The sequence below is a fragment of the Salinicoccus hispanicus genome, from assembly GCF_009831115.1.
Taxonomy (GTDB): domain Bacteria; phylum Bacillota; class Bacilli; order Staphylococcales; family Salinicoccaceae; genus Salinicoccus; species Salinicoccus hispanicus.
Window position 1 is genome coordinate 902,344 of record NZ_WUUK01000001.1, and the last position, 25,381, is coordinate 927,724.

General features: G+C 46.7%; 26 protein-coding genes and 1 riboswitch. Of the genes, 3 read left to right on the top strand and 23 right to left on the bottom strand.

Annotation, left to right across the window (positions count from 1 at the left end):
• Positions 1–3: 3 nt before the first annotated feature.
• From GQ671_RS04600 to GQ671_RS04630, 7 genes are all read right to left on the bottom strand, one after another.
• On the bottom strand, positions 4–1,188 hold the full coding sequence (locus GQ671_RS04600) for a metallophosphoesterase family protein (RefSeq protein ID WP_160653326.1): 1,185 nt from the start codon (positions 1,186–1,188) through the stop codon (positions 4–6).
• An 88-nt stretch (positions 1,189–1,276) separates the two neighbouring features.
• Positions 1,277–1,633, bottom strand: a complete 357-nt coding sequence (locus tag GQ671_RS04605; protein WP_160653329.1) for a YlbF family regulator — start codon at positions 1,631–1,633, stop codon at positions 1,277–1,279.
• Between the two features lie 54 nt (positions 1,634–1,687).
• On the bottom strand, positions 1,688–2,818 hold the full coding sequence (locus GQ671_RS04610) for a DUF445 domain-containing protein (RefSeq protein WP_160653332.1): 1,131 nt from the start codon (positions 2,816–2,818) through the stop codon (positions 1,688–1,690).
• Between the two features lie 75 nt (positions 2,819–2,893).
• Positions 2,894–3,349 carry an XRE family transcriptional regulator XdrA gene (gene xdrA, locus GQ671_RS04615; RefSeq protein WP_160653335.1) on the bottom strand — a complete coding sequence of 152 codons (456 nt, stop codon included), beginning with the start codon at positions 3,347–3,349 and terminating at the stop codon, positions 2,894–2,896.
• 160 nt (positions 3,350–3,509) lie between these two features.
• Positions 3,510–4,799, bottom strand: coding sequence for a dicarboxylate/amino acid:cation symporter (locus GQ671_RS04620; protein ID WP_160653338.1), 1,290 nt, complete (start codon positions 4,797–4,799; stop codon positions 3,510–3,512).
• Positions 4,800–4,904: 105 nt separating this feature from the next.
• Positions 4,905–5,537 (bottom strand): response regulator, encoded by a 633-nt coding sequence (locus GQ671_RS04625; RefSeq protein ID WP_160653341.1) that lies wholly within the window; start codon positions 5,535–5,537, stop codon positions 4,905–4,907.
• 4 nt (positions 5,538–5,541) lie between these two features.
• The gene (locus tag GQ671_RS04630) at positions 5,542–6,648 is read right to left on the bottom strand and encodes a GAF domain-containing sensor histidine kinase (protein WP_160653344.1); all 1,107 of its coding nucleotides are present in this window, start codon (positions 6,646–6,648) and stop codon (positions 5,542–5,544) included.
• Positions 6,649–6,794: 146 nt separating this feature from the next.
• On the opposite strand from GQ671_RS04630, the gene GQ671_RS04635 reads away from it, so the two are divergent.
• The 3 genes from GQ671_RS04635 to GQ671_RS04645 are packed head-to-tail and all read left to right on the top strand — an operon-like array spanning position 6,795 to position 8,519.
• Positions 6,795–7,181: a disulfide oxidoreductase gene (locus GQ671_RS04635; protein ID WP_160653577.1), complete on the top strand. Its 387-nt coding sequence runs from the start codon at positions 6,795–6,797 to the stop codon at positions 7,179–7,181.
• 15 nt (positions 7,182–7,196) lie between these two features.
• The gene (locus tag GQ671_RS04640; RefSeq protein WP_160653347.1) at positions 7,197–7,691 is read left to right on the top strand and encodes a thioredoxin family protein; all 495 of its coding nucleotides are present in this window, start codon (positions 7,197–7,199) and stop codon (positions 7,689–7,691) included.
• On the top strand, positions 7,692–8,519 hold the full coding sequence (locus GQ671_RS04645) for an RluA family pseudouridine synthase (protein ID WP_160653350.1): 828 nt from the start codon (positions 7,692–7,694) through the stop codon (positions 8,517–8,519).
• Positions 8,520–8,543: 24 nt separating this feature from the next.
• Here the strand turns inward: GQ671_RS04645 and GQ671_RS04650 are convergent, their stop codons facing one another.
• The 16 genes from GQ671_RS04650 to GQ671_RS04725 all read right to left on the bottom strand — a co-directional run bounded on the left by GQ671_RS04650 (position 8,544) and on the right by GQ671_RS04725 (position 25,028).
• The gene (locus tag GQ671_RS04650; RefSeq protein WP_160653353.1) at positions 8,544–9,140 is read right to left on the bottom strand and encodes an anthranilate synthase component II; all 597 of its coding nucleotides are present in this window, start codon (positions 9,138–9,140) and stop codon (positions 8,544–8,546) included.
• 10 nt (positions 9,141–9,150) lie between these two features.
• Entirely contained in the window at positions 9,151–10,653 is a 1,503-nt protein-coding gene (gene trpE / locus GQ671_RS04655) for an anthranilate synthase component I (RefSeq protein ID WP_160653356.1), read from the bottom strand.
• 115 nt (positions 10,654–10,768) lie between these two features.
• Positions 10,769–12,889: an RNA degradosome polyphosphate kinase gene (locus GQ671_RS04660; protein ID WP_160653359.1), complete on the bottom strand. Its 2,121-nt coding sequence runs from the start codon at positions 12,887–12,889 to the stop codon at positions 10,769–10,771.
• A 36-nt stretch (positions 12,890–12,925) separates the two neighbouring features.
• Entirely contained in the window at positions 12,926–14,452 is a 1,527-nt protein-coding gene (gene ppx, locus GQ671_RS04665) for an exopolyphosphatase (protein WP_160653363.1), read from the bottom strand.
• A 10-nt stretch (positions 14,453–14,462) separates the two neighbouring features.
• On the bottom strand, positions 14,463–15,851 hold the full coding sequence (gene fumC / locus GQ671_RS04670) for a class II fumarate hydratase (protein ID WP_160653366.1): 1,389 nt from the start codon (positions 15,849–15,851) through the stop codon (positions 14,463–14,465).
• Between the two features lie 79 nt (positions 15,852–15,930).
• Positions 15,931–16,113, bottom strand: coding sequence for an SAS053 family DNA gyrase inhibitor (locus GQ671_RS04675; protein WP_160653369.1), 183 nt, complete (start codon positions 16,111–16,113; stop codon positions 15,931–15,933).
• Positions 16,114–16,127: 14 nt separating this feature from the next.
• Positions 16,128–16,721, bottom strand: a complete 594-nt coding sequence (locus GQ671_RS04680) for a sugar phosphate isomerase family (RefSeq protein ID WP_160653374.1) — start codon at positions 16,719–16,721, stop codon at positions 16,128–16,130.
• Positions 16,722–17,019: 298 nt separating this feature from the next.
• The gene (nfsA, locus tag GQ671_RS04685; protein WP_160653377.1) at positions 17,020–17,757 is read right to left on the bottom strand and encodes an oxygen-insensitive NADPH nitroreductase; all 738 of its coding nucleotides are present in this window, start codon (positions 17,755–17,757) and stop codon (positions 17,020–17,022) included.
• Positions 17,758–17,767: 10 nt separating this feature from the next.
• The gene (trmL, locus tag GQ671_RS04690) at positions 17,768–18,238 is read right to left on the bottom strand and encodes a tRNA (uridine(34)/cytosine(34)/5-carboxymethylaminomethyluridine(34)-2'-O)-methyltransferase TrmL (protein ID WP_160653380.1); all 471 of its coding nucleotides are present in this window, start codon (positions 18,236–18,238) and stop codon (positions 17,768–17,770) included.
• A gap of 9 nt (positions 18,239–18,247) precedes the next feature.
• Positions 18,248–19,378 carry a tRNA epoxyqueuosine(34) reductase QueG gene (queG, locus tag GQ671_RS04695; RefSeq protein WP_160653383.1) on the bottom strand — a complete coding sequence of 377 codons (1,131 nt, stop codon included), beginning with the start codon at positions 19,376–19,378 and terminating at the stop codon, positions 18,248–18,250.
• A gap of 125 nt (positions 19,379–19,503) precedes the next feature.
• Positions 19,504–20,799 (bottom strand): D-serine ammonia-lyase, encoded by a 1,296-nt coding sequence (locus GQ671_RS04700; RefSeq protein ID WP_246153155.1) that lies wholly within the window; start codon positions 20,797–20,799, stop codon positions 19,504–19,506.
• A gap of 19 nt (positions 20,800–20,818) precedes the next feature.
• The gene (locus tag GQ671_RS04705) at positions 20,819–21,469 is read right to left on the bottom strand and encodes an HD domain-containing protein (protein ID WP_160653388.1); all 651 of its coding nucleotides are present in this window, start codon (positions 21,467–21,469) and stop codon (positions 20,819–20,821) included.
• A gap of 117 nt (positions 21,470–21,586) precedes the next feature.
• A complete protein-coding gene (locus tag GQ671_RS04710; protein WP_246153156.1) occupies positions 21,587–22,795 on the bottom strand; it encodes a putative glycoside hydrolase in 1,209 nt (402 codons plus the stop codon).
• Positions 22,792–23,670 (bottom strand): polysaccharide deacetylase family protein, encoded by an 879-nt coding sequence (locus GQ671_RS04715; RefSeq protein ID WP_211364884.1) that lies wholly within the window; start codon positions 23,668–23,670, stop codon positions 22,792–22,794. The genes GQ671_RS04710 and GQ671_RS04715 overlap by 4 nt, the downstream gene beginning before the upstream one ends.
• Before the next feature lie 20 nt (positions 23,671–23,690).
• Positions 23,691–24,329 (bottom strand): YkyA family protein, encoded by a 639-nt coding sequence (locus GQ671_RS04720; protein ID WP_160653390.1) that lies wholly within the window; start codon positions 24,327–24,329, stop codon positions 23,691–23,693.
• Positions 24,330–24,497: 168 nt separating this feature from the next.
• Entirely contained in the window at positions 24,498–25,028 is a 531-nt protein-coding gene (locus GQ671_RS04725; RefSeq protein WP_160653393.1) for a YceI family protein, read from the bottom strand.
• 183 nt (positions 25,029–25,211) lie between these two features.
• Positions 25,212–25,309, top strand: a riboswitch (SAM riboswitch).
• The last annotated feature ends 72 nt before the right edge of the window (positions 25,310–25,381 follow it).

Genomic DNA, 25,381 nt, shown 5'->3' on the forward strand with positions numbered 1-25,381 from the left:
CCACTACTTCCTCATCAGCATTTTAAGGCGTTCTTCGCCTTCTTTCAGCAGTTCTTCCTGTTCAATGTCCTGTACGGGCCCGAGGTGCCTGTTGAGTCGCGGGTCCATATAAAGTGCATTCACTGCTTCCTTGAACAGTTCGCTGTTGGAAGAATAGCTCGTTTTTATATCATTGAGCAAGGCAATATTGTCCTGGTTCATGTATTTGAGATGCAGCTCATCGATCCATATGAACTGTCGGATCTCCCTTTCATCCTCCTTCAGGAGTTCGATGACTTCAGTGAAGTCTGCGTCGGAGATTGTCTCTTCGCCATCATATACAAGGTTGAGCTGGATGATATGGCGGCCCTTCTCCCTCAGTCGATGTTTGAATTCGACAATGGTCTGGTATACATCCTGTTTATTCAAGGAATCGATTTCCAGCTGGTATTCTGCAAAGATGAGCTCCTGGACAGGAACAAAGCGTGTATCCAGATAGACATCGTCCCCTTCAACAAGCAGAAAACCTTTCTCTCCATACTCATTCTTATGGCGTCCCTGTATATTACCCGAGTAATGGATGGGAGGAAGATCACTGAGCTGGTCGCGCTGATGGATGTGACCGAGCGCCCAGTAGTGGTACAGTTTATCGTTCAGCACTTCAAGGTTGAATTCCGTATACCTCTCCTGGCTGTAGCGGCTCTTGGCGTACGTCCCGTGAAGTATGCCTATATGTATACCCTGGTTCATTGTGTTGACCGGATAGTCATCCAGTTTGTTCTCATAGGAATCATCGAGATAGTAGCTGAAACCATGCAGGGATACCCGCTCTCCTTTGGCACTGACCATTTCAAACGTCTCCACGTTTTCTTTGAAGACTGTTACATTATCCGGCCAGGAGGTTTTGAAACCATCTGTCAGCGGATCGTGGTTACCATGTATGACATACGCGAAAATACCTGATTCCTTCAATCTTTCAAACTGGCGTTTCATGAATATTTCGGATTTCAGAGTCCGGTTCGCCTGATCGAATACATCGCCGGCGATGATAATGAAATCGACTTTCTCTTCAATCGCAAAATCCATCATTCTTGTAACACTGTTATATGTACTTTCCATCAGTACTTCAAATAGACTGGATGGCATTTTGGAACGTGACTTGAAAGGACTATCAAGATGAAGATCTGCGCTGTGAATGAATTTAACCATATATTTCACCTGACTTTTCATGGGCATTATATTTTAATTATACCAAAAAAAATAAAAGAAAGAGGCCTATAGCAGACCTCTTCATAAATTAATTCTCGTTATTCAGTCCATAGAGTTCTTCTATAGGTTTCATGATTACACGATTCAGATCCTGGATGAGTTCGCTCATTTTCTGTTCTGCTTCCATCAGTGATTTGATATTTTCATCTTTTTCAATATCTTCTGCTGATTTCTGTGCCTGCTGTACTTCCTCTTCAAGGATTTCTTCACCCTGCATCTGTTTCTGCTGCAGATTCATCTGAACCTGTCTGAAGTCATCGAAGAGCTGTTTGGATTCCGGGTTGGAATTCACTTTGCCGTACAGGTCCTTCATATTTTGAAACTCATCTGATTGGCGCAGTGCATCTTCCAATGCATTGGCCTGATCGTATACATTAACTGCCATTGATTAAAAACTCCCTTTAATAAAGATATCTATACTGTAACATAAAACGGCGGCTTATAAAAACACAACGATGAGACCCTGGATGATTCCGATAAGCCCGCCAAGAAAGAAGCCGAGCAATGTGATCATCCGGAATTCCTTACTTGAAATCTCCATTACAAGTTCTTCTATATGACTGAGTTCGAAACTGTCGATCTGTTTCTTGATGACTTCTGCAAGCTGGAGTTTTTCGACAATCCTGCCTGTATTTTTCTGCATGTATTCTATAATGTTATCACGCAGCTGGTATTTGCCGCGTTCTTTGAAAGACTCGAACATTTCACGGTTGAATTCCGCAATCGGATAATCCAGTATCCCTTCTATGTCAATCTGTTTTCTAAGTACATCGTAGACACTATGGACGAGCTTTTCACGATCACTATCGGAAATCAGTTCATCCACCCTGCTGTTTTTGATCTTTTCATATTCATCATTGATGATGCGCACCTGGATACCGCTCATCTTGGGGTGGTGGATCAGCTTGTTCAGCTCATTCCGTATATTGTCGACGATTGTTTCCTTGGACATCAGGTATTTGAGTGACCGGGCCAGTCTGCCTCGGTTTTCAACGAATTCATCGGTCATGGTATAGAGGTCCCGATACCCTTTCTCCGAATTGATATATTCTTCCACCTTCGCAGTAATTTGGGGCTGCAGGTCACTGATCTTGCCATCCAGCGTCGTCATGGCGTCCTCCGGCATCAGTGTGTCAATCCTACGGCCATAGAGATTCACGCCTTCTTCATCGACTTTCTCTCTGAGCTTGTCGTTGAAGCCCTCCACAACCTTGTCCGCCAGTCCATCATTAAGGCGGTTCATGAAGTATCTCAGCGTCAGTTTCTCGGATTCAATCGTTTCTATCTGTCGATCAATGAACAGCATGATGAAATTCTGTGTCTCACGACTCCCAAGCTTCTCTATGAAAGCATCCGGCGTCAGCAGATGCTTCGTAATGATCTGACCCATTTTGACAGATGCTTCCTCGCGTCTGCGCGGAATGACACCCGGTGTCAGAGGAAGACGTCTGCCAAAGAGGTATTTTGCTTCATAGGGTCTGAACAGCATACGGATCGCCAGCATGTTGGTCAAACCGCCGATCAGTGCGCCCAGCACTGTCATAATTATGATCTGAAAACCATCATTCAAGGAATAGCCCTCCTTCTCTTGCCATAATCCTACACGAAACCAAAACAAAAAGCACCTCCCGGTGCTTTCGAATGATCAGACAGGCTGCAGATCCGTCTGTCTCATGAAATATGTTTTGATTTCTCTTTCAATATATGAGGCATGAACCGGCTGGTTCATGGTGTTTAGAACTCTATATATCTTATTGTTTTTATTGTATTGCAGACGGAAACCGTTCTTTCTGTCCAGGTCGTCCCAATATAGTGCTTCACCTTCGTAATTCGGATAGACACAGTGACCTCTTGATATCACTTGCGCCAGTTCCAGTGGATCTCCTCCGAAAGAATTGGTCAGGACTTCACTATCCCTGAAGAGTGCACAAAGCGAGATGCATGTCGTCCAGTTGGGAAGGATACGTTCTTTTTCGATCTGTACGAGCGTCTTTTTGGAGAGCCCGATTGTCTGACTCATGGAATCCTGCGTATAGCCGGCTTCTGTCCTGACAATTTTAAACTTGGACTGGAGCATCTCCGTAAAAGTCTGTTTATCCATTCTTTTCTTCCTTTCACTCATATCGGATATTGTAAAATTTCCATTCTATAATAATACACTTTTAATATAATAATATATTTCACGATAAATTAAAAGAGCATATATTGAAATTCACTAAGTGTTCAATATATGCTCCTATTTAATTTTACCATCTAAAGTTCTATGCTTTGCTTTCGGCAGCCTCTTCGCGTCTTGTCTGCTGCTCATTGATGACCAGTGCAATCGCTGCATCTCCAGTCACATTGACCATGGTACGCGTCATATCGAGCAGCCTGTCAATACCGATGATGATACCGATTGCTGCCGGGTCAAGCCCGACTGCCGTCAGAACCATTGCCAGCATGACGAGACCAACTCCAGGGACGCCGGCTGTACCGATACTGGCAACAGTCGCAATGATGACTACTGTCACCATCTGCATGATCGTCAGATCAATTCCAGAGAGCTGGGCGATGAAGACCGTGGCCACACCCTGCATGATGGCTGTGCCATCCATGTTGATTGTAGAGCCGAGCGGCTGTACAAAACTGGATATGCTTTTACGGATCTTCAGATTTTTCTGCGCAGTTTCAAGTGAGATCGGCAATACAGCACTTGAGGACGAAGTACTGAATGCTACACCCATTGCCGGAGCAAAGTTTTTGACGAACCAGATGAAACTTTTTTTCGCAAGAAACTGGACGGCTGATCCGTAGACAACCACAAAATGGATCAGGAGTGCAAGCAGTACGCATAAGAAGTACATGCCGAGCTGCTGGATTGCCCCGAAACCTGCCTGTACGAAAGCTGTGGCTACGAGCCCGAACGCCCCAATTGCTGCAAAGTATTTCATGATGGCCAGAACGATCCACATGACGACATCATTCGCCTGTTCGAACAATGAAACCAGGCCGGTAGTCTTATCCTTGATGGCAATCATTGCAATACCGATGAAGATGGCGAATGTGATGATCTGCAGCATACTCTGTGTACCCATCGCCTCGATGACATTGGTCGGTATCAGATTGATCAGTGTCTGGTCGAACCCTTGCTGTATTGCTTCACCTGTGGCACCACCTTCAAGCTCAGTTTCACGGTATTCCGATACTTCTTCGGAATCAAGCAGCGGGGATTGTCCTTCCCCCGGGTTCAGGAGGTTGGCGACAGTCATGGCAATGGTGATTGCCAATGCTGTACTCACCAGGTAGAAGGCCAGTGTCTTGATGCCGATACCACCAAGCATCTTTGGATCACCGACGTTGACTACTCCGAGAACAATCGAAATGAATACGACAGGGACAACCATCATGAATATCATATTCAGAAACAGCTGGCCCAGCACGTTGAATATGTACTGGTCGATCCACTGTACCCATGCCTGGTCGGCCATCAGGTTGAATACCGATCCAACAATGATGCCGAGAATAAGGGCGATGACAATCTGTATTGTCAGTTTATTTCCTACTTTCATATTAACCCTCCAAATCTTGAAACTCTTATTCTGATTATACTGTCTTGTACCAGCGCTTGCAAACTGAAAGTGTAAACGTTTCCTTATCCTTTACGACGGGGACGGTCACAGCTCAACAATATTATATTTGATGGCATAGATGACAGCCTGTGTCCGATCGGAAACTTCAAGTTTATTCAGTATATGACTGACATGTGTCTTCACAGTCTTTTCGCTTACATAGAGCGCCTCGCCAATCTCCTTGTTCGATTTTCCTTTGACGATTTCTCGCAGCACTTCTATCTCACGGGCAGATAGCGCATTTTTCTCATGGGGCATATCCCCTTCCCGGTCGATGACTTCAAGAATATTCGGATGGATCACCTTCTCCCCTTCGATCACCTTTATGATCGAATCGATCAGTTCCTCAGCTTCCATCTCCTTGATGATATACCCATCTGCATGGGCTGCAAATACAGGACGTATATATTCTTCACTTGTATAGCTGGATAGGACCAGCACCTTGATGCCCGGGTAGTGGCTCTTGATGGTACGTGTCGCTTCGATTCCATCCATTTCCGGCATGACCAGATCCAGCAGTATCAGATCGGTCTGTGCATGATTGGCCTTCAAGTATTCCAGTACTTCCTGGCCTGTGCTGAAGTCATCCAGCACATTGATGTCTTCAGTGGTGGACAGCAGGAACTTCATCCCCTCCCTGACGATATGGTGGTCATCCACCAGGATGATATTATACATCTACTCACTCCTTCGAGGGGACGCTGATGATGATGCGCGTCCCTTTATCTGTTTCCGATATGATTTCAAACGTGCCGTCAAGCTTATGGATTCTCTCCTTCATATTTGACAGACCATAGCTGAATTTCTTCTGCTCAAGCGCATCAAATCCCCGGCCGTCATCTTCAATGATGACCCGAAGCGCCTTTTGACCTGCATTCATTCTGATGGATGCAGAATCGGCACCGGAGTGCTTTCTGATATTGTTGAGACTTTCCTGAATCACCCTGTAGAGTCCGATTTCCACCCGGTCGGACACATCATAGAAGCCATCGACCTGGACTTCGATATCAAGATCAAGAAGCTCTGCGTATTTTTCCACAGCGTCGATGATGCCATTTTCAAGACCGATCGGCTTCAGCTGCCAGATCAGTGCCTTCATCTCCTTCATCGCATGCTTTGAAGTATGCTCGATTGAATCGAATGCACTCCTGAGCTTATCCTCATCCTTCATGCTTTTGGCTGCATGCGAGGTGATACCGATCGAGAATAGCATCTGATTGACGGAATCGTGCAGATCGCGCGCAAGCCGCTGCCTTTCCCGGATGATCATGTTCTCCTGCTCCTGGGCAGTCAGCTCGATCCGTTTCAGTGTTGAACCGATCTGGAATGCGACGGATTCAAGCAGATCAAGTTCATCCTGGCTGAACTCTTCCCTGTGCGGACTCGCAACATTCAGAAGACCGAAAGATTCATCACCGGAAATCAGTGGTACTGTAGCGTGATGGGTGATGCCGTTATTCTCCTCCGGATAGTCGATCCGTGCCTTCTCAAGGCGTGAGCAGACGAATATATTGGTCGCGGTTCTGAGTTCCTTATTGTTGTACTTGTTGACACACCAGCACTTGCCTTCACACAGGTGCTGATGACCAGCCTTCTCCAATGAGGGTGGCAGCCGGTAGTGGGCACTCAGCTCGTGCTGCCCTTCTTCATTTATGAAGAACAGCCACCCTGTATCGAATTCGGAATGGTCGATCAGCATTTTCAATGCACCATGAATCATGATGCTGCGATCGGTCTCTTCGTTCAGAAATTCAGCAATATCCTTGAGCAGCTGGAGCTTGCTTTTCATCGTAACACCCCTTCTACGTCCAAATGTTAATAACTTTGTAAATATATCATTCCCACTCTTACAACGATATCACTTATAATGATATAGTATGAACTTGAATTAAAACAGCAAACAGGAGGAATAGCGTGACCAATAATAGACTCTATATGCAGCTGATCTTCTTCACTTCGCTGATTGCCACTCTCGGCTCTCTTTATTTCAGTGAAATCAGACAGTATGTACCTTGCGAATTCTGCTGGTACCAGCGTATTCTCATGTACCCGATTGTCATCATATCCATCATCGGCATCATCCGGGAGGACATGGGTGCAAAATACTATATCCGTATAATGAGCGGCATCGGCCTGCTCCTTGCAGCCTATCACTATGGACTGCAGAAGCTCAGCTTCCTTGGGGATAACCTTGCAGCATGTGCAGGTGTGTCATGTACCGTCCAATACATCAACTGGTTCGGCTTCATCACAATACCTCTCCTCTCATTCATTGCTTTTACCCTCATCTTTATATTATCATTTATGATAAAAAGAAAATAAAAAGGAGTTCAAAACATGGGAAATAAAATATTTTATGGCATCATCGCCATTGTCATCGTCGGTTTCGCCGCTGTATTCATCTTCATGAACAGCGCTTCAGACAATCCTGAAGATGGATACTATCCGTACACCGACCTCGAATCTGAGCAGCTCAGCGGCGCCACAATCGATAAGCTTGAGGACGAGAACTACCACTACAACAAGACACTGGATGAAACAAAAGAGATCATCGACGCTGGTGAAGGTGAGTTCGTCTACTTCTGGAGTCCGACGTGTATGCATTGTGCTGCCGCGACACCATTCCTGATGGATGCGTTCGAACAGACCGGTGAAGAAGTGACTCAATTGAATGTGCTGGAATACGAACAGGCGTGGACAGATTACGCAATCGAGGCCACACCGACACTTATCTACTTTGAAAATGGTGAAGAAGTGGACCGTTTCACAGGCAATCCAGGCAATGCAGATGAATATGCTGCGTTCATCAATACCATGACTGGAGCAGAATAGATGAAATTCAATATTAATCCGAAGTTTGATGGGATGACCCTTGAAGCGGTACTGCAGACGCTGCACGTTCCAAAGAAAGAGCTCCACTTCCTGCGCATGTCAAAAGATATCACCGTCAACGGTGAGATTGCACCCCTGAACAAAGCAGTGGCTGCCGATGACCTTGTCATCCTGCCCGACACAGGAGCACGCAGCCAGTATAAGCCGAGCTACCGCAACTGTGATGTCATGTATGAAGACCGCTATCTCGCGGTGCTGTTCAAGCCGCGCGGCGTCAAGACCCACCCGAATCAGATGAATGAAACAAACACACTGATGAATCACGCAATCTATACACTGGAAGCGGACTATCTTGAACCCATCCATCGGCTCGACCAGGAGACAAAAGGTGTGCTGCTTGTTGCGAAAAATCCGCTTGTCAAAAAGATGCTCGATCACATGCTGAGCGAGCGTGACATCAAGCGCACGTATATTGCCAGAATAGATACGAAGAAGCGTCTCGAACCCCAGACGATCAATGCCCCTATTGCCAAGGATCCGAGGGAGCGCAACAAGTATCATGTGACCACAAAAGGCAAGGAAGCCATCACGCATATCATCGGTTCCAAGGTCAATACGGAGTACTGTGAACTGGAAATAGAGCTCGAGACCGGCCGGACGCACCAGATCCGTGTACACTTGGCGCATGCCGGCTTTCCTGTCATCGGTGATCCACTTTATGGAAACTCGACACTCAGGGATCTTCAGCTCTTCAGTTATAAGATAGAATTCATCCACCCGATACTGCAGAAGACAGTCAGTGTACAGCTGGATAAGGACGCCCTATAGGAAGGAAAAACACCTTTGAAACTTTTATTGTTTCAAAGGTGTTTTCTTATGCTTGCAGAACTTCTGCACAACGTTTTTGATCAGTCGTCTGCCTTCTGCAGAACCGATGGACTCGGGGTGGAACTGTACGCCCTCGATTGGCAGTGTGCTGTGTCTGATGCCGGCAATTTCACCGAGCTCTGATTTTGCTGTGACGATGAAGCAGTCGGGCAAGGTATCCTTATCGACGATAAGCGAATGATAGTTCATCACTTCTGAAGACTGTGACATGCCCTCATAGATGCCGGTTCCTTCGTGATACAGGAGTGAAGTCTTACCATGCATCAGCCTGCTCGTGCGCCCGACAGTCCCCCCGAACACGTGAGCGATAGTCTGGTGGCCGAGACACACGCCGAATATGGGAATCGTCTCTTTATAATGTTCTATGACATCCATGGTCATCCCCGTATCTTCCGGCCGCTTTGCCCCTGGAGAGAGGAATAGGAGGTCCGGGGACAGCCTGTCGATCTCCTCGAATGTCACTTCATCGTTTCTTCTGACAACGATTTCTTCGCCCATTTCCCCAAGAGCCTGGACAATATTGAAGGTAAAAGAATCGTAGTGATCAATCATATATATCATAATAGCCCTCCTATACCTTCATTGTATTTCTGTTGCCGAAAATGTTTTCAGTCAGACGTACGGTGTGCTCCAGTGCACTCGCCTTGCTGATGGTCTCCTGATACTCAGCTTCAGGATCGGAATCGGCCACCACTCCGGCGCCTGCCTGGATATAGAGGTCTTCATCGACCAGTGTCATGGTCCGTATCGTGATGCAGGAATCGATATTCCCATCAAATCCGAGATAGAGGATACTTCCCCCATATAGATTCCTCGCTGTAGGTTCGAGTTCCCGGAGGATCTGCATGGCACGCACTTTTGGCGCACCGGATAGTGTCCCAGCAGGGAATGAGGAGATGAATGCATCGATTGGTGATATGCCGCGCTTCAATCTGCCCTGGACTTTGCTTACGATATGCATGACTTTTGAGAATCTGCCGATCACCATATACTCACTCACATCTACAGATCCATACTCGGCTACTCTACCGATGTCATTTCTGGCCAGATCGACCAGCATGCGGTGCTCCGCACGCTCCTTTTCATCACCAAGCAATTCTTCAGCGAGCATTTCATCCTCTGCCTCGGTCACACCTCTTCTTCTTGTACCGGCAATAGGATGTATTTCCAAATTGCCATCCTGCACTTCAAGCTGACGCTCCGGGGAGCTGCCGATGACTTCGACACCGTCGAACTTCAAATAGTACATGTAAGGGGAAGGATTCACTTTTCTCAGAACACGATAGAGCTCAAAGCCGCTTCTTTCCGTCTTTTTATGGAAACGCTGTGAGAGTACGGCCTGCAGTATATCCCCGGCTTCTATATAGTCTTTTATTTTACCGACATCATGCAGAAAATCATGTTTCTCATAGTTGCTGTCGAGCTCGAATCCCTCCGCTTTCGGCAGAACCGTTGGCAGGAGCAGATCTGACAATCTGCTGCCCTGCATCAGAGAGGACCTGATATGTTCGATTGCAGCAATGGCAGCGTAGTAGACTTCTTCAGTATCCTGTTCAACATCGACCCTGGCAAAATGGATGATGCTCAGCTCTTTTGAGTGGTGATCATATACAAGAAGTGAACGGCAGAACAGCAGATGATAGTTTGACAGCCGCTCTTTTTCCACTGGTGCCACCGGTACAGGTTCATAGTCGCTGATGGCATCATAGCTGATATAGCCGACACCTCCACCTTTGAATGGGATATCCACATCCGGAATTTTCACCTGCAGCCGCTCGACTGTCGTCTCGAATGCCGCTTTGAAGGAAGGCGCTGCAGACTGATGTCCCCTCTCCAGATCACGGATGGTGAACTTATGTTCTGATTCTTTTATTTCCATCATTGGGTCGAGACCGATAAAGGAGAAGTTGGACCATGAGGAATCAGGCTCCTGACTTTCCAGCATATATACAGCCTCATCCTTCAGCGAATGAAACATCTGTACCGGCGTCAGCAGATCAGTGCTGAACGACTCAATCACCGGCACAGTACGGTAGTTACGGGCGTTCTTAAGAAAATCCTCATACGTGGTCATGTCTTCACCTCTTCTTCTTTATTATATCTAGCCAGTCTATATAATTTTCAGAATAAAGTCAATATACAATACTACATAAAAAGGCCAGGGATGGATTCCCCGGCCTTCTGCCATTCTAGTTTCTACGTCTGAATCGGTTTCTGACTTTCATCAGCAGCTGGTTTTCCTTTTGGACCAGCTGCTCCCTGCCATGCCTTTCAGCACGCCTCATCAGTTCGACCTGGGCACTGATCGGTTCGAATTCGTTTTCGACATACTCATAGGAACCATCTTCCTTCTGGATGCGTGCTTTGAGGTTATCCTGCAAGTACAGCCGACTGATGGATCTGATCTCTTCGGTAATCAACGGATCTTTGATCGGGAAGAGGATTTCCACACGCTTGATCATGTTTCGTGTCATCATATCCGCCGAGGAGAGGAACATCTTCTCTTCTCCGTTGTGATTGAAATAGTAGATTCTTGAATGCTCCAGGAATCTGCCGACAATACTGATGACCCTGATGTTGTCGCTGACGCCTTCGATCCCCGGCTTCAGACAGCAGATGCCCCGTATGACGAGATCCACTTTAATCCCTTCCTGGGAAGCCTGAAGCAGCTTATTGATGATCTTCTTATCTGTCAGGGAATTCATTTTGGCAAAAATATACCCTTTGCCGTTCTCCTTGTGGAATTCTATTTCCTTATCGATGTATTCGGCAAATAGATCCCGTATTTCAAATGGCGCCACATGGAGTGCCCTGTAATCAGGTTTCAGGGAATACCCACTGAGATAGTTGAAGAAATTGATGGCATCATTGCCGATATCCTCGTCTGTAGTGATGATGCCCATATCCGTATAGAGTTTTGCTGTGGAGTCATTATAGTTTCCTGTGCCGAGATGGACGTAGCGTACCAGCTTGTCTCCTACACGTTTGACCACCAGGGTGATCTTGCTATGCGTCTTCAGATAGTTCATGCCATAGATGACATGGCACCCGGCGTCCTCCAGCTCCTTCGCCCACTGGACATTATTCTCTTCATCGAATCTTGCCTTCAGTTCGACGAGAACAGTCACCTGTTTGCCATTCTCTGCAGCGTTCTTCAGAGCTTCGATGATCGGTGAATCACTTGAAACGCGATAGAGGGTCTGTTTGATTGCCAGTACATTGGGATCTTCAGCTGCCTCACGCATGAAATCGACAATCGGATGAAAACTCTCGAACGGATGGTGGAAGAATATATCCTTCTCAAGCGCCCGGTCGTATATATTCTTGCCTGAGAGCAGCGCCGGTTCCTGAGGTGTAAATGGCGGGTACGCCAGATGCGGGAATCTGTCCTTCAGATCGGATGTCAATCCAAAAAGAAAAGTCAGATCCAGCGGCGCATCGAATTTATAGACATCCTGTTCCGACAGGCCCAGTTCACTACGCAGAAATGAGCCCTTGGTGCTGTCATTTTTACTGATATCTATTTCCAGCCTGACTGCAGCCCCTTTTGTACGCTCTTTGAGGAACCTTTCAATTTCAATCAGAAGATCCGCCGCACCTTCCTCGTGTATCGTCAAGTCTGCGTTCCTTGTAATTCTGAACGGGAAGGTCCGTTCGATTTCGTATCCTCCGAAAAGCTTGCTGATATGCTTTTCTATAATATCCTCTGCCAATACAAAATAAGTGTTCCTTCCGTCTGTCAGTTCGAAATAACGACGAATAACAGTAGGCACCTGCACAATGGCAGTCTGTTCTCCAAGCTTGTTGGATAGGTTTACGAATATGTTAATCTTTTTATTCATCAGCTTCGGAAACGGCCGATAGGCGTCGATACCGAGAGGAGTAAGAGACGGAAAAATCTCCGTGTCAAAAATGGATTCAACTTCATTTTGAAGATCTTCCGGCAATTCATCGGGACGCTTCAGATAGATATCATACTCTTCCAGTTCGCGCATCAGACGATGATAATATTCGTATTGTATCGTGCTGTTCTGCCGGTTCAGTCTGCTGATGCCCTCAAGCTGTTCTTGTGGTGTCATCTGTGTTTTTGTATCCGGCTCATGATAGTTCATTTTGACCTGGTCCTTGAGGCCAGCTACCCGGACCATGAAAAATTCATCGAGATTCGAGCTGGTGATTGCCAGAAACTTCAGTTTTTCAAGAAGCGGATTATTGACGTCTGCCGCCTCTTCAATGACCCTGTAGTTGAATCTGAGCCAGCTCAATTCTCGATTGTTATAATACGCCTTATCATTCAATCGATATGTCATCACTATTCTCCTACTCCCTTGATTTAAAGATAGCTATCAGGCTTCCACGAACCTGATTTCCAGGTCCTTGTCCATAATTTTTTCAATGTGCTTCTTCTGTCTTACCGTCTGATACTCTTCGGCAATCGGATCACCCTTATACTTTACAGTCAGAAGCATGCCATCGCCGGTCTTTTCCAGATAGAGATCCTGGACGATATTGGTGTGCGAGACATTCAGTGCATTGGCGAATTTCAGTATACTGCCGAGCGACTGGAGGCTATCAAGATCGTCTGTACCAAACCATCCTGTCTCCTCGGCGAAGAAATGCAGCAACGTCTTGTTCTTGAAGCTTGCCAGAAGTGCCAGACGTACCCGATCCTGGTGCACTATGCCATTGATATTACTGTTTGAAATCAGATAGTAAGTATGCTGACTTGAAGCATCCCTGTCTATGAAGGAGCCCAGGGAGAAGATGTGGGCTGCATTCTTCATCAAGTATTTTTCATGCTTATCAAGGGAGATGAAATCGAATTTTTCAAGCTCATGGGAAACGCGCTCTGCAATCTGCTGGCGCTTTTCCCCCTCCTCCATCTGGATGTGGAAATCATTCGACAGCTCTATGAGCGAATCCCTGAAAATATGATACTTGTTGAAGGCGGCAGGATGACCTTCCGATATGATGGACATGGCCAGCCCCTCTCTGAGTCCTTTACGGCTGAATTTGAACTCCTCCGCCTTGACGATATCATAAAGGGACTTGAAAACAACCGAGCTCGGCAGAATGATATCACTGCGATCCTTGCTCAGGCCATCGATATCATCCAGATCATCCGCCTTAGTACCTTCAAGCAGATCGTAGACATCCTGAAGATCATTGCGATCCATGGAATATCCATGAACACCTGCAATCGGGTAGTTTATCGACGACTGGTGGATGCGTGCAATGTTCCGCGCACTACCACCAATTGCCACTATGGGCACTTTGCGCTTCGACAGCCATTTGACCGATTTGAGCTGCTCCTTGACGTATTTTTCCGTCTTCTCAAGCGCTTCTTCATCATTGTGTTCCTTACCCTGGAAGAACATCGTGTTCAGTGTAACGACACCAAAAGGCAGACTGACCGAATGGATCAGCTCCTTATTTTCGAAAAATGTCAGCTCGGTACTGCCTCCACCGATATCGATGGTGACAGCATCCATATTGCTGATTGTATGGACGACGGCATGGTAGCCGTAGTAGGCTTCTTCCTTGCCTGTGATCACTTTGATCTCCATGCCGATTTCCGATTTTGCCCGTTTCAGAATATCTTCCACATTGACTGACTGTCGGATGGCTGCCGTAGCCACGGGATGAATCTCTTCGACACCATACTTGCTGCTGATCTGCTGGAAGCTGCTCAGGATGGATAGGAGATTGTTGATGCCTTCTTCGGCCATGACATTATCCTTATCAAGAAACCTTGCAAGCCTTGCAGGTGTTTTGATATTCTGCAGTTCCTTAAGCCCCGTCTCACTGGTATATTCGAACAGTACGAGACGTACCGTATTGGAACCGATATCGATGAGTCCGATTCTTTTCATAAGCAAGCTCCTAACTCTTTGATTGAATCATATCTGCCGGATTGATCCACTCGTCAAACTGGGCTTCAGTAAGATGGCCGGACTCTACTGCAGATTCTTTCAGTGTGATACCTTTTTCGTGGGCATTTTTTGCAATTTTTGCTGCGTTTTCATACCCTATATGCGGATTGAGTGCTGTAACCAGCATCAATGAATTATTCAGGAACCGCTCTATATTTTCTTCTACAGGCTCTATTCCCACAGCACACTTGTCATTAAACGTCTTCATGCCATCCGATAGCAGATAGATCGACTGCAGCGCGTTATAGAGGATGACCGGCTTGAACACATTCAGTTCAAAATTACCCTGGGAAGCGGCAAAACCGACTGCTGCGTCATTTCCGAACACCTGGGTGGCCACCATGGTAAGCATTTCGGACTGGGTCGGATTGACTTTGCCCGGCATGATGGAGGAGCCAGGTTCATTGGCTGGAATTTCAATTTCAGCTATGCCCGCTCTTGGTCCTGAGGAAAGCCATCTGACGTCATTGGCAATCTTCATGAGATCCGCCGCCAATGCTTTCAGCGCGCCGTGGAGGTATACCACTTCGTCATGGGAAGTGAGCGCATGAAACTTATTCGGTGAGGACACAAATTGATATCCTGTCTGATTCGAGATCTCTTGTGCGACCCTGTCGCCGAACTCAGGGTGGGCGTTGATGCCCGTACCGACAGCTGTGCCCCCGATTGCCAGGTTTTTGAGCTGCTGTTTGGACTCATTGACAAGCGTTTCGCACTTTTCAAGCATATATCTCCAGCCGCTGATTTCCTGACCCAGTGTCAGAGGTGTCGCATCCTGAAGATGGGTACGGCCGATCTTGATGATATCCTTGAACTCGGCTTCCTTTTGTTCAAATGTCGATCTCAGTACGGCAAGAGCAGGAATGAGCTGTGCTTCAACAGCCTGATAGAGTGCAACATGCATGGCTGTAGGATAAGTATCATTGGAGCTTTGGGATTTATTGACGTCGTCATTCGGATGGACTTTTTCTTCACTGCCCTGGTTGGTGAGATATTCGTTTGCTACGTAGCTGACAACCTCATTGACATTCATATTGCTCTGGGTACCACTGCCGGTCTGCCAGACAACGAGCGGGAAATGCTCATCCAGTTCACGTGCTATGATCCGGTTGCATGCATGGACAATGGCCGCTTTCTTATCATCCGATAATTTGCCGAGTGCATGATTAGCCACTGCAGCAGCCTTCTTCAGATGTGCAAAGGCAACAATGACTTCAAGAGGCATCTTTTCCTTGCCAACAGGGAAGTTCTGCCTGCTTCTTTCCGTCTGTGCCGCCCAGTATTTATCGCTCGGAACTTCAATTTCACCGATCGTATCCTTCTCTATTCTATATGACAATCAAAAAACCTCCTGAATAATTAGTATACATAAAATATTTTATACTAATTTTCAGAAGGATTCATCTGTTTCATAACATTTAGTTGTTATCGGGGCCCAATCCATGCGACTCATCATCGGAAGAATCGATTGGATAGTCTTCATTCTGCGACAACTGCTCCATTTCTTTCCCGAGTGCTTTCACATCTTCCATGTCCTGGGTCATCTCGTTCTCTTCAGGCTCGATATCCGTCCTGTAGTCGATCTCCTTATCCTTTTTCATACTATTCCTCATTTCTAAGCAAACTCGGAAGTGTAGTATTCAACGATATCCTGATCCAGACGTGAAGCGGCTTCCGTGTCCATCACGACTGTCACCATGCGGTGCTTTTTGATCTTGCCGAAATCATCATCATTGTTCTCGACTGCGTCATACAGGCTTCTGATTGCTTCGGCCTTGTCACTTCCGGTAGCGACAAGCATCAGTTCCCTGGAATCAAACAGCTGGTCATTGTCACCGGATTCTGTATATCCGAGATTTTTATTGGCTCCGATGGAAAGTACTGTAAGATTCGCCTGATCCTTGTCATCAAGCACCTTCTTCATTGTATCGGCAGAGCCATCGAGTTTAAGCTGGTCATCCGGTATATCAAGTTTCTCGAATATTTCACTGTCTCCATCCCGATTGATGGCAACAAGATAGATCTGTGAGAAATCTGCCGGATGCTGCTTGGATTCACCTACAAATTTCTTATAGGTCCAGTCCAACTCCTCATTCAATTCAAGACCTATTACGCTTGTCGGGTTGTTGTGGACCTGTTTTCTGATAATATCGGCCATATAGATGCTGACCAGTTCTTTATCCTGGAAAATTTTAAAATTCATTGCCATGTTGATTCCCCCTAGATTTCTCAATGTCTTTCTTATTCTACCCTTATCACAGGGATCTCTAACAAAACTTTTATGGCTTTTCAGCTTTTTTCTTTATCAGATATCGTTTATAATGATGTTATGTATGGAAAATTAGGAGGCGCGAATCATGAAAGCATTTCTAATACTGATGGTCAGCATATCCTTCATTGCTTCTATTCTGGCATCCAGCCGTGAGTCAGAGTGGGGCTACAGGGATAACGGCGAAGAGAAAATATAATATCAATAAAAATAAGCCATGCATATGCATGGCTTATTTTTATTGGCCGAGGAAGCCCTGGCCCTTCACTACACCATCAACATCAAGACGCTGCTTCTGTCCGAGCATGCCGATGACCTGGTCGCTCCAAGTATCACGGCGCCTGCCCTCAGTGCGGTCGCTGTAGTAGTCGCTTATGCGTGCATCATAGTCATCGATGACGTCTTTCAGTTCGCCGACCGGCTGATACGTATTTTCATGGTATACCGCTTCAAACGGCAGTCTTTCCTTCTTGCTGCCTGAATGATCCGGATGGCCTGCGACCATTCCGAAAAGCGGCACCACACCTTTTGGGAGTTCGAGAATTTCTATGACGCGGGCCATATCATTTCTCAAGGAACCGATATAGCAGATGCCGAGTTCCATGCTTTCAGCCGCCACTGCCAGATTCTGTGCAGCCAGTGCAGCATCAACTGTTCCGACGATCAGCTGTTCAGTCTTATCGAAGGCAATCGGCTCCCCTTTATCTTTAGACAGTTCGACGTGACGGTTGTAGTCGATCAGGAAGACGAAAAGGTGACCATTATGCTCCACATAGGGCTGGGTGCTGATTTCTCTGAGAGCGGCTTTCTTATCCTTATCCGTGACACCCATGATGCTGTACGCCTGCACATAGCTCGATGTACTTGCAGACTGGGCAGCAGTGACAAGCGTCCGGACTGTTTCCTTGTCCAGTGCCTCGTCCTTGAATTTCCTGATGGAGCGGTGATTATTCAATAGTTCAATAACTGGGTTCATGTTCTGCCTCCTAATGTAGTTGTGGGAACGACTGCTGCTTCAGCGCTTCATATACAAGAATTGCAGCGGTATTCGCCAGATTGAGAGACCGGACCTTGTCGGTCATGGGTACTCTGAGTGCGGTATCTGCATATTTTTCCTTCATCCAGTCCGGAAGGCCTGAAGTCTCCCTTCCGAAGACGAAGTAATGGTTCTCAGCATGATTACTATAATCGAGATCAGTGTAGTACTTTGTTGCAAACTTGGTGAGGAGGTAGTAGTTGCCTTCCGTCTCCTCGAAGAATGCTTCTACAGAGCCGTGATGGACGACATTGATATTCGGCCAGTAGTCGAGTCCTGCTCTTTTGAGCATCTTGTCGTCGGTGGAAAATCCAAGCGGATGGATCAGATGCAGTGTCGTATCCGTCGCTGCACACGTCCTGCCGATATTCCCCGTGTTATTCGGTATTTCTGGTTGATATAGAACAATATGATTTGGCATTGAATCCTCCTAGACCACTTCCTGGATGCCTTTCAGCATCTCATCCCTGACTGCTTCGTCTGTTTCCATTTTAAATCTTTCATTTATATAATCAAGTGCGCCGTCTCCTTCTATCTGGCCGACAGCCCAGTAGGCGGTACCTTTGATCACGGGTCTCGGGTCATTTTCCGCCACACTCTTCAGCACGTCGACTGCACCTTCCTCCTTGAAATGTGCAAGTGCAATGATGGCATTGCGCTGAATGGGCTTCTTCCCTCTCCACACACCAGCCAGATGACCGTAGGTCTCCTTGAATTCCCTATTCGATATTTCAAGCAGCCCGGTCAGCTCCGGTTTGAGAATTTCAGGTTCAAGTACGATATCGTCGTGATGATCGGTATTTATTCCCTTGTTTCTCGGGCACACCTGCTGGCATGTATCACATCCATACAGACGATTGCCGATCTTGCCGCGGTACTCGTCAGGCAGGAAACCTTTCGTCTGGGTCAGGTAGGAAATGCACTTCTGTGAGTTCAACTGTCCATTGCCGACCAGTGCTCCTGTCGGACAACGATCGACACACAGATTGCAGTCGCCGCACGAATCGATCAGTTCCTCGTCCGGAGGGAACGGATAGCTCGTAAGCATCTCGCCAAGGTAGGAGTATGTGCCAAGATTCGGATTGATGACGAATCCATTTTTGCCGATATAGCCGAGACCGCTGCGTCTCGCAACTTCCCTGTCACTCATGACCCCCGTATCCACCATGGATTTCATCTCAATGGAAGGATCGAGGGAGCTGATATAGGCTTCCAGCTTTTCAAGCCTACAGTTCAGCAGTGTATGATAGTCGACACCCCAAGATGCTCTTGCAAACAGTCCACGTCGCTCGCCTTTTCTGCTCTTTGGCGCATCCGGCAGCCGGTTCGGATAGCCGACGGCAATCGAGATGATGCTCTGTGCAGAATCAAGAGACAGTTTCGGATCGGTCCGTTCGTCAATCGTCCCCTTCTCGAACCCCGAGGCGTACCCATTCGCATGATAGTCCACCAGCTTCTCCCTGAGCTCATGAAATGGTTCGGCATGGGTGAAGCCGATCTCATCAATTCCTATTGAATGCGCATAGTCGATGACCTTCTGTTTGAATTCGTGCCTATTCATATTTTCACCTGCCTTTTCCATATAAGGAAGTTTATTAGTATATACGGATGCGCTAAATTGCAATCATTATATTATACATTCACTTTCCGTGCCTGACAAACAGAAAGACTATCGGATCTTGCAGCCTACGCCTTTCCTGCCTCATAGTCCGATTGCCATTCTGCATCCGGTACCATGCTGCCGCCTGTACTCCATACGATATGCGTCGCGTTACTCAGATGAGGGGCTTCTGGATGCTGATGGATTATGGCGGGGCCCGGGAAACCGGTTGCTGCTGAAGGTTCCATCTTCATATTTTCAAGGTCATGCGCTGCAGCCAAAAGAGCATGCATTTCTGCATCTTCCACCGTAAAGAATGAGTGAATGTGCTTCTCAAGCATTTTGCCGACAAATTTTGATGGTCTGCCGACAGCGAGGCCATCGGCAATTGTCCGGTTATCGAGTCCGATGTCACCCACTGCAATACCATCATGCAATCCAGTCAAAATACCGAGCAGCATGCAAGGTGATTGGACCGGTTCTGCAAAGACCGGATGCACGGCATCGCCGAAAACCTGCTTCAGACCGAAACTGATGCCACCAGGTGCACTTCCGACGCCGCATGGCAGATAGACATACAGGGGATGCTCGGCATCGACCTTGATACCTTGTGCTTCAAGCTGACCCTTAAGTCGCAGTGCGGCTACGGCATAGCCAAGAAATAAAGGCACTGAATCCTCGTCGTCAATAAAGTAGCTGTGGTCATCCTGTATTGCCATTTCACGGCCCGCTTCTACAGCCTTGCTGTAATCGTCTTCATGTTCGACGACCATGACACCGCGCTTACGCAGCATATTCTTCTTCCACTGCTTTGCATCACTCGACATATGAATGATTACTTTGAAGCCGAGTTCAGCACTGATGATGCCGATGCTGAGACCGAGGTTCCCTGTCGACCCACAAACAATCGTATGCTCTGAAAAGAACTGATGAAACTTCTCCGACCGGAACTGTGCATAATCATCATCGGGGGCAATCATATTATGCTCAACGGCAAGATCTTCTGCATATTTGAGCACTTCATAGATGCCCCCTCTTGCTTTGACGGAGCCGGACACAAAAAGGCGATCATCAGCTTTGACATACACTGCGCCACTAATGCTGACATTATACTTTTCATTCAAGTGCTGTTTCATTTCCTTCGCTTCGACCAATGGAGACTCGATTACACCGTTCTGCGGCTGTGTTTCAGGAAAAGCCGCTTCTATGAATGGAGAAAAACGTGCGAGACGCGCCTCTGCTTCCAGAATATCCGACATCTTTAAATTCCAACTCTCATCATCCGGGTTAAAGCTCATATAATGCTCATTTTTCCAAAAGACAGGCTGATATCCCGCCATTGTTTCAGTAATTGGATAGCTATCAAATAATGGGTTCTTCATAGCGCACTCTCCATCCCTTTTATATTTTGCCGTCCCACTCCGCATAGAACTGTTCCAGGTACATTTCCATGAACTGGTGACGTGTTTCGGCAGCCGCCTTTGCAGTATCCGTATGCATCAGCAACTTCAGCTTCAGCAGCTTTTCATAGAAATGGCTGATCATCGTACTATCTTCCTGGCTGTACTGTTCGAAAGTCATATTTTCACGCACCTGTGTATCCGGCTGGTGCATATCATGCCCTTTGCTGCCACCATATACGAAAGTGCGTGCGATACCTACTGCGCCAAGTGCATCCAGACGATCTGCATCCTGCACGATTGCATCCTCGAGTGATTCCACAGCAACAGGGTTGCTGCCCCCTTTGAAGGATACGGCCTGCATGGCATGGATGATGCGGCGTATGATCTCAGACTCTATACCCCTGTCATTCAGAAACCCTTCTATCTCGTCAATCTGCTGATCCACGCTGTCGGTCAGCTTATAGTCGATCATGTCATGGAAGAGGGCTGCCGCTTCGACGATGAAACGATCTCCACCCTCTTTTTCCTGAAGCATCAGGGCATTGTTGTATACACGTACGATATGCCAGTAGTCATGCCCTGTCGCATCCTTTTCATGAAAATCACGTACCCATGCTTTTGCGTCTTCAATAATAATCCTATGATCCATCTGCTCTGCTCCTTTTACGGTTGCTGTTTCCTCAGCACGCGTCATTCACTGTTAAAATCATTATCAGATAAAATGGAGACCATGTCGAGGGACATGATCTCCATTATGTGTTCTGTACTACTGCTCCGATCCATCGTCGGTATAATCCACGCCGCGTGTGTATTTGTTGGAAGCATCCCACAGCAGGAACTCCTGTACGCCATTATCGTAAAGAGCCTGGACCTGTGCTTCAATCTCCTCAACCCCATACTGCTTATAGTTTCCAGCACCAAGATACGATGCGGTGAAATCCTGCAGCCATGGACGGGATACGGGTGCATCTTCAAGCTGTCCGAGCACTTCATTTTCAACCTTCATGTATTCCGAAATAGTTTCATAAGGTTCCAGGTCAGGTCTGTCGATTTCAAAATAGCCGTTCCCCCAATGGCTCGGGTAGATCATGGATGATATGACATCGACATTACTGGATATCTGGGAGAAGTTCTGGCCAATACCCGGTGCTTCCGGCAATGTGGCTGCATAGCCGAAGATGTCGACGGATACATCAACATCATACGATTCCAGTTCATCCTGTGCATAGTCCACAAAGTCAGTCACAGCAGCAACGCGCTTCTCGACCGCATCCATATCCGTGCTCTCATATTCGCCCATTGTATACTCGAGTGTATCTGCACGGTTCTCAAACCCTTCAGGGAATCGCACATAGTCGAACTGGATTTCCTTGAAGCCGAGCTTTGCAGCCTGCTTCGCGACTTCTACATTATAGTCCCATACTTCCTTTGAGAAGGGATTGACGAAACTCTCTCCACGACCGTTCTTCCACACATTGCCGTTCTCATCTGTAAAGGAGAGTTCAGGCTTTGCTTCAGCCAGTTGTGAATCCTTGAAGACGACGACACGGGCAATCGGATATATCTCTTCCTGCTCCATATGTGACATCAGTTTCTCGGGATTCACATATTCATGGGAAAGCGACTGAATCGTCTCGTTGTCAGAATCAAGATCCATCATCATGTATCCTTCGTCCTCTTTTACATCGATGACCATCGCGTTCAGCGCTGTACCTGAAAGCAGTTCTGTCAGATCATCCATTCTTGCACCGCCTGCGGAATATCCAGATACATAGATGCCTTTGACCCCTGCCTCTGGGTAGGCGATATCGAAGCCGCTATCGTACTTGAACTGCTCGGGAAACTCATCAGGTACACTCAGTATCGGTTCTTCATGCAGATCAAGTACTGAAGTTTCCGCAGCATCAGTTTCTGCTGCGATAAATAGACTTGAAAATAGGAGTGCCATTCCTGTACCAATCATACGCATTCTCATTCGGATGCCGCCTCTCTCTCTGGGGATGAAATTCTGGCCGGATCTACAATTGAGTACCCTTTTTCTCTCAGACCTTCAACAATATCGGCAGAGGCATCCCGTGTCCATGCGCGATCATGCATGAGCAGATTGGCGCCGGCATTGAGATATTCTGTATTGACCATGATATCCGCAAGAGCATCCGCTTCCTGATAGTCTGCTTCCCAGTCATATCCGTATGTCCAATTCATAAGTGCCATGCCTTGTTCGCTGGCAATCTGCCTCGATGTTTCAGTATTCTGTCCGAAAGGTGCACGGAAAAATCGTGGCCTTTCACCTGTTATCTCTTCAATCAGATCACTTGTCTCCACTATTTCCGCGTGTTGCGCTTCCGGTGAGATGTCCGGCAGACTGGCATGCGTCTGTGTATGGTTGCCGATCTCAAAACCCATTTCATGAATAGTGCCAAGAGCAGACCTTCCCGCTTCTGATTCGAGGTACATGCCATTGACGAAGAATATGGCCGGTGCATCATGCTGTGCAAGTATCTCGGCTATCTCGACAGCGTGCCCATCCGGTGCGTCATCATATGTCAGAAGCGCGACCTGTGATTCTGCACTACTGTCCTCAGCCGGCTCTATTGCATATGTATTTTCATTGACACTATACTCATATGCTGCTGTTTCTTCTTCGACCGGTTCCGGTTCATCAACTGTTTCCGCTTCTTCTGTCGCTTCTTCTACAGATGATTCTTCAGATGCTTCCGGTTTCTCTTCGCTGGTCGCCTGCTGTGAAGAGACATCAGCGTCTGATTCGTCTTCCGGACTGTCATTCTGGCAGCCGGCAAATAGTATGCCGCCACAACACATTAATAAAAGGACTCTTTTTTTCACCATGCTAATCTCCTTTAGTATCATCAATCATCGGCAGCTGCATCAAGCTGCGAGGAAAGGTCGCTCTTCAACGTCTGCAGGGCATCAATTTCTGCGTCCAGGTCGACAAGCAGTGACTGTGTTGCTTCGCGATTATCATTGATGGACGCTATACCTGTTTCGAACGTTTCATATGTAGTATCATCCTGACCGAGAGACTCGAAGTAGCTTGCCTGCTGTTCAAGGTCCGCTTCATATGTCGCTGCAAACTCATCAACTGATCCACTCAGAGACCCAAGAGTGTCTGTAACGTCATTGACGGTTTCTTCAGAAACACTCTGAACATCAATTTCTGCAAATCTTTCCGTCTGCTCAGAAAGTTCACTGCTGATGCTTTCGAGATTCTCAACTGACTGCTTTCTTTCATCGATATTATTAAAGACAGCAGCAGATCCGTCAGTAAAGGAACTCAAGTCCTCATCTTCCGATATGTCTGTTTGAAATGCACTCTGAAGTTGGCTTTCCAGTTCTATCACCTGCTGCAGTTCCGCAACAGTCGAATTTTGTTTTTCTTCTGTATCTGCAAGTGCCTGCTGTATACTTTCGATGTCGTTGCTGCATCCTGAAAGCAGCAGTATCGACACAGCAGCTCCTGATAGAACGCTTCTTTTTCTCATTGTCATGTTCCATCTCCTTTATTGAAGGACTTCGGAGAGTATAACATTTCTGAATTTTTTTGTAAATTAAGGAAAGGCTGCTGTATCCTGTCTTCTTCCCCCATTTACATACAAAAAAACCATGGGAAGTGAAAACACACTCCCCACGGCCAGTTGAATCAAATGCTGCCTATTCTATTCGCTCTTCTCGGAAAATTGCAGTTCAAGCATCGCTTTGACATCTTTGCTGACGAGTACGCCACCCGTTTCAAGCTGCTGGTTCCATGTCAGGCCGAAGTCTTCACGATTGATTGTAAATTCACTCTCAAAGCCATGCACTTCCTGCCCCCAAGGGTTCGTCCCTTTGCCATTGTACTGCAGGTCGATGCTCATTTCTTTAGTAATGCCGTTGAGTGTCGCATTGCCATCAACTGTCACTGTATCCCCATTTTTAGTAACGTTGCTTGATTTGAAGATGATTTTCGGGTTTTTCTCGACGTTGAAGAAGTCTTCCGATTTCAGGTGGGCGTCGCGGTCTGCATTTTTAGTACTGATGCTCTCTACATCGATTTCTGCATAGACTTCAGCATTCTCGAATGTTTCGAGCTTATCTGTATCGACTTCAAATGTGAATGATTCGAAGTACCCTTTCACTTTTGAAACCATCATGTGTTTAACTTGAAAGCCGACTTCGGAGTGCGCTGCATCTGATACGAATTTAGTCATTGTAATACCTCCATTGAATATTATCTCTAATTTAAGATAATTAAATCTTACAATACCTGATTACTTTTTGCAAGTAATTTATTCTTTATATAAGAGATGTTATATTTTTAAACAGTCATTTTCCGCTTTGCTTGACAGAAAATTCTTTATCCTTTAGAGTACTCAATAATATAATAATTATGACTCTTATCGAGAGAGGTGGAGGGACTGGCCCGATGAAACCTCAGCAACGTACATTCCGTGTCGTGCTAAATCCAGAGAGCAATGCTCGCAGATAAGGTAAAAGGGTATTCTTCCCCAATTTATCTTAGCCGGATAAGTTGGGGATTTATTATATTAAAATTTGGAAATGA

Excerpts from the sequence above, each read along its gene's own strand:
- GQ671_RS04675 (WP_160653369.1), bottom strand. The coding sequence starts at position 16,113 with ATGAAAAAGGATAAGGAGATCGACTACAGGACGGATATCGAGCCTGAA.
- trpE (WP_160653356.1), bottom strand. The coding sequence starts at position 10,653 with ATGACCACGTATGAGGATTTTCTTAAGAACGCCCGTAACTACCGTACT.
- GQ671_RS04650 (WP_160653353.1), bottom strand. The coding sequence starts at position 9,140 with ATGATATATATGATTGATCACTACGATTCTTTTACCTTCAATATTGTC.
- GQ671_RS04645 (WP_160653350.1), top strand. The coding sequence starts at position 7,692 with ATGAAATTCAATATTAATCCGAAGTTTGATGGGATGACCCTTGAAGCG.
- GQ671_RS04635 (WP_160653577.1), top strand. The coding sequence starts at position 6,795 with ATGCAGCTGATCTTCTTCACTTCGCTGATTGCCACTCTCGGCTCTCTT.
- nfsA (WP_160653377.1), bottom strand. The coding sequence starts at position 17,757 with ATGAACCCAGTTATTGAACTATTGAATAATCACCGCTCCATCAGGAAA.
- GQ671_RS04680 (WP_160653374.1), bottom strand. The coding sequence starts at position 16,721 with ATGGCAATGAATTTTAAAATTTTCCAGGATAAAGAACTGGTCAGCATC.
- GQ671_RS04725 (WP_160653393.1), bottom strand. The coding sequence starts at position 25,028 with ATGACTAAATTCGTATCAGATGCAGCGCACTCCGAAGTCGGCTTTCAA.
- GQ671_RS04630 (WP_160653344.1), bottom strand. The coding sequence starts at position 6,648 with ATGAAAAGCAAGCTCCAGCTGCTCAAGGATATTGCTGAATTTCTGAAC.
- GQ671_RS04640 (WP_160653347.1), top strand. The coding sequence starts at position 7,197 with ATGGGAAATAAAATATTTTATGGCATCATCGCCATTGTCATCGTCGGT.
- GQ671_RS04705 (WP_160653388.1), bottom strand. The coding sequence starts at position 21,469 with ATGGATCATAGGATTATTATTGAAGACGCAAAAGCATGGGTACGTGAT.
- ppx (WP_160653363.1), bottom strand. The coding sequence starts at position 14,452 with ATGAAAAGAATCGGACTCATCGATATCGGTTCCAATACGGTACGTCTC.
- GQ671_RS04720 (WP_160653390.1), bottom strand. The coding sequence starts at position 24,329 with ATGACAATGAGAAAAAGAAGCGTTCTATCAGGAGCTGCTGTGTCGATA.
- GQ671_RS04715 (WP_211364884.1), bottom strand. The coding sequence starts at position 23,670 with ATGGTGAAAAAAAGAGTCCTTTTATTAATGTGTTGTGGCGGCATACTA.
- GQ671_RS04600 (WP_160653326.1), bottom strand. The coding sequence starts at position 1,188 with ATGGTTAAATTCATTCACAGCGCAGATCTTCATCTTGATAGTCCTTTC.
- GQ671_RS04605 (WP_160653329.1), bottom strand. The coding sequence starts at position 1,633 with ATGGCAGTTAATGTATACGATCAGGCCAATGCATTGGAAGATGCACTG.
- GQ671_RS04620 (WP_160653338.1), bottom strand. The coding sequence starts at position 4,799 with ATGAAAGTAGGAAATAAACTGACAATACAGATTGTCATCGCCCTTATT.
- GQ671_RS04660 (WP_160653359.1), bottom strand. The coding sequence starts at position 12,889 with ATGACATATCGATTGAATGATAAGGCGTATTATAACAATCGAGAATTG.
- xdrA (WP_160653335.1), bottom strand. The coding sequence starts at position 3,349 with ATGGATAAACAGACTTTTACGGAGATGCTCCAGTCCAAGTTTAAAATT.
- GQ671_RS04710 (WP_246153156.1), bottom strand. The coding sequence starts at position 22,795 with ATGAGAATGCGTATGATTGGTACAGGAATGGCACTCCTATTTTCAAGT.
- trmL (WP_160653380.1), bottom strand. The coding sequence starts at position 18,238 with ATGCCAAATCATATTGTTCTATATCAACCAGAAATACCGAATAACACG.
- GQ671_RS04700 (WP_246153155.1), bottom strand. The coding sequence starts at position 20,799 with ATGAAGAACCCATTATTTGATAGCTATCCAATTACTGAAACAATGGCG.
- queG (WP_160653383.1), bottom strand. The coding sequence starts at position 19,378 with ATGAATAGGCACGAATTCAAACAGAAGGTCATCGACTATGCGCATTCA.
- GQ671_RS04625 (WP_160653341.1), bottom strand. The coding sequence starts at position 5,537 with ATGTATAATATCATCCTGGTGGATGACCACCATATCGTCAGGGAGGGG.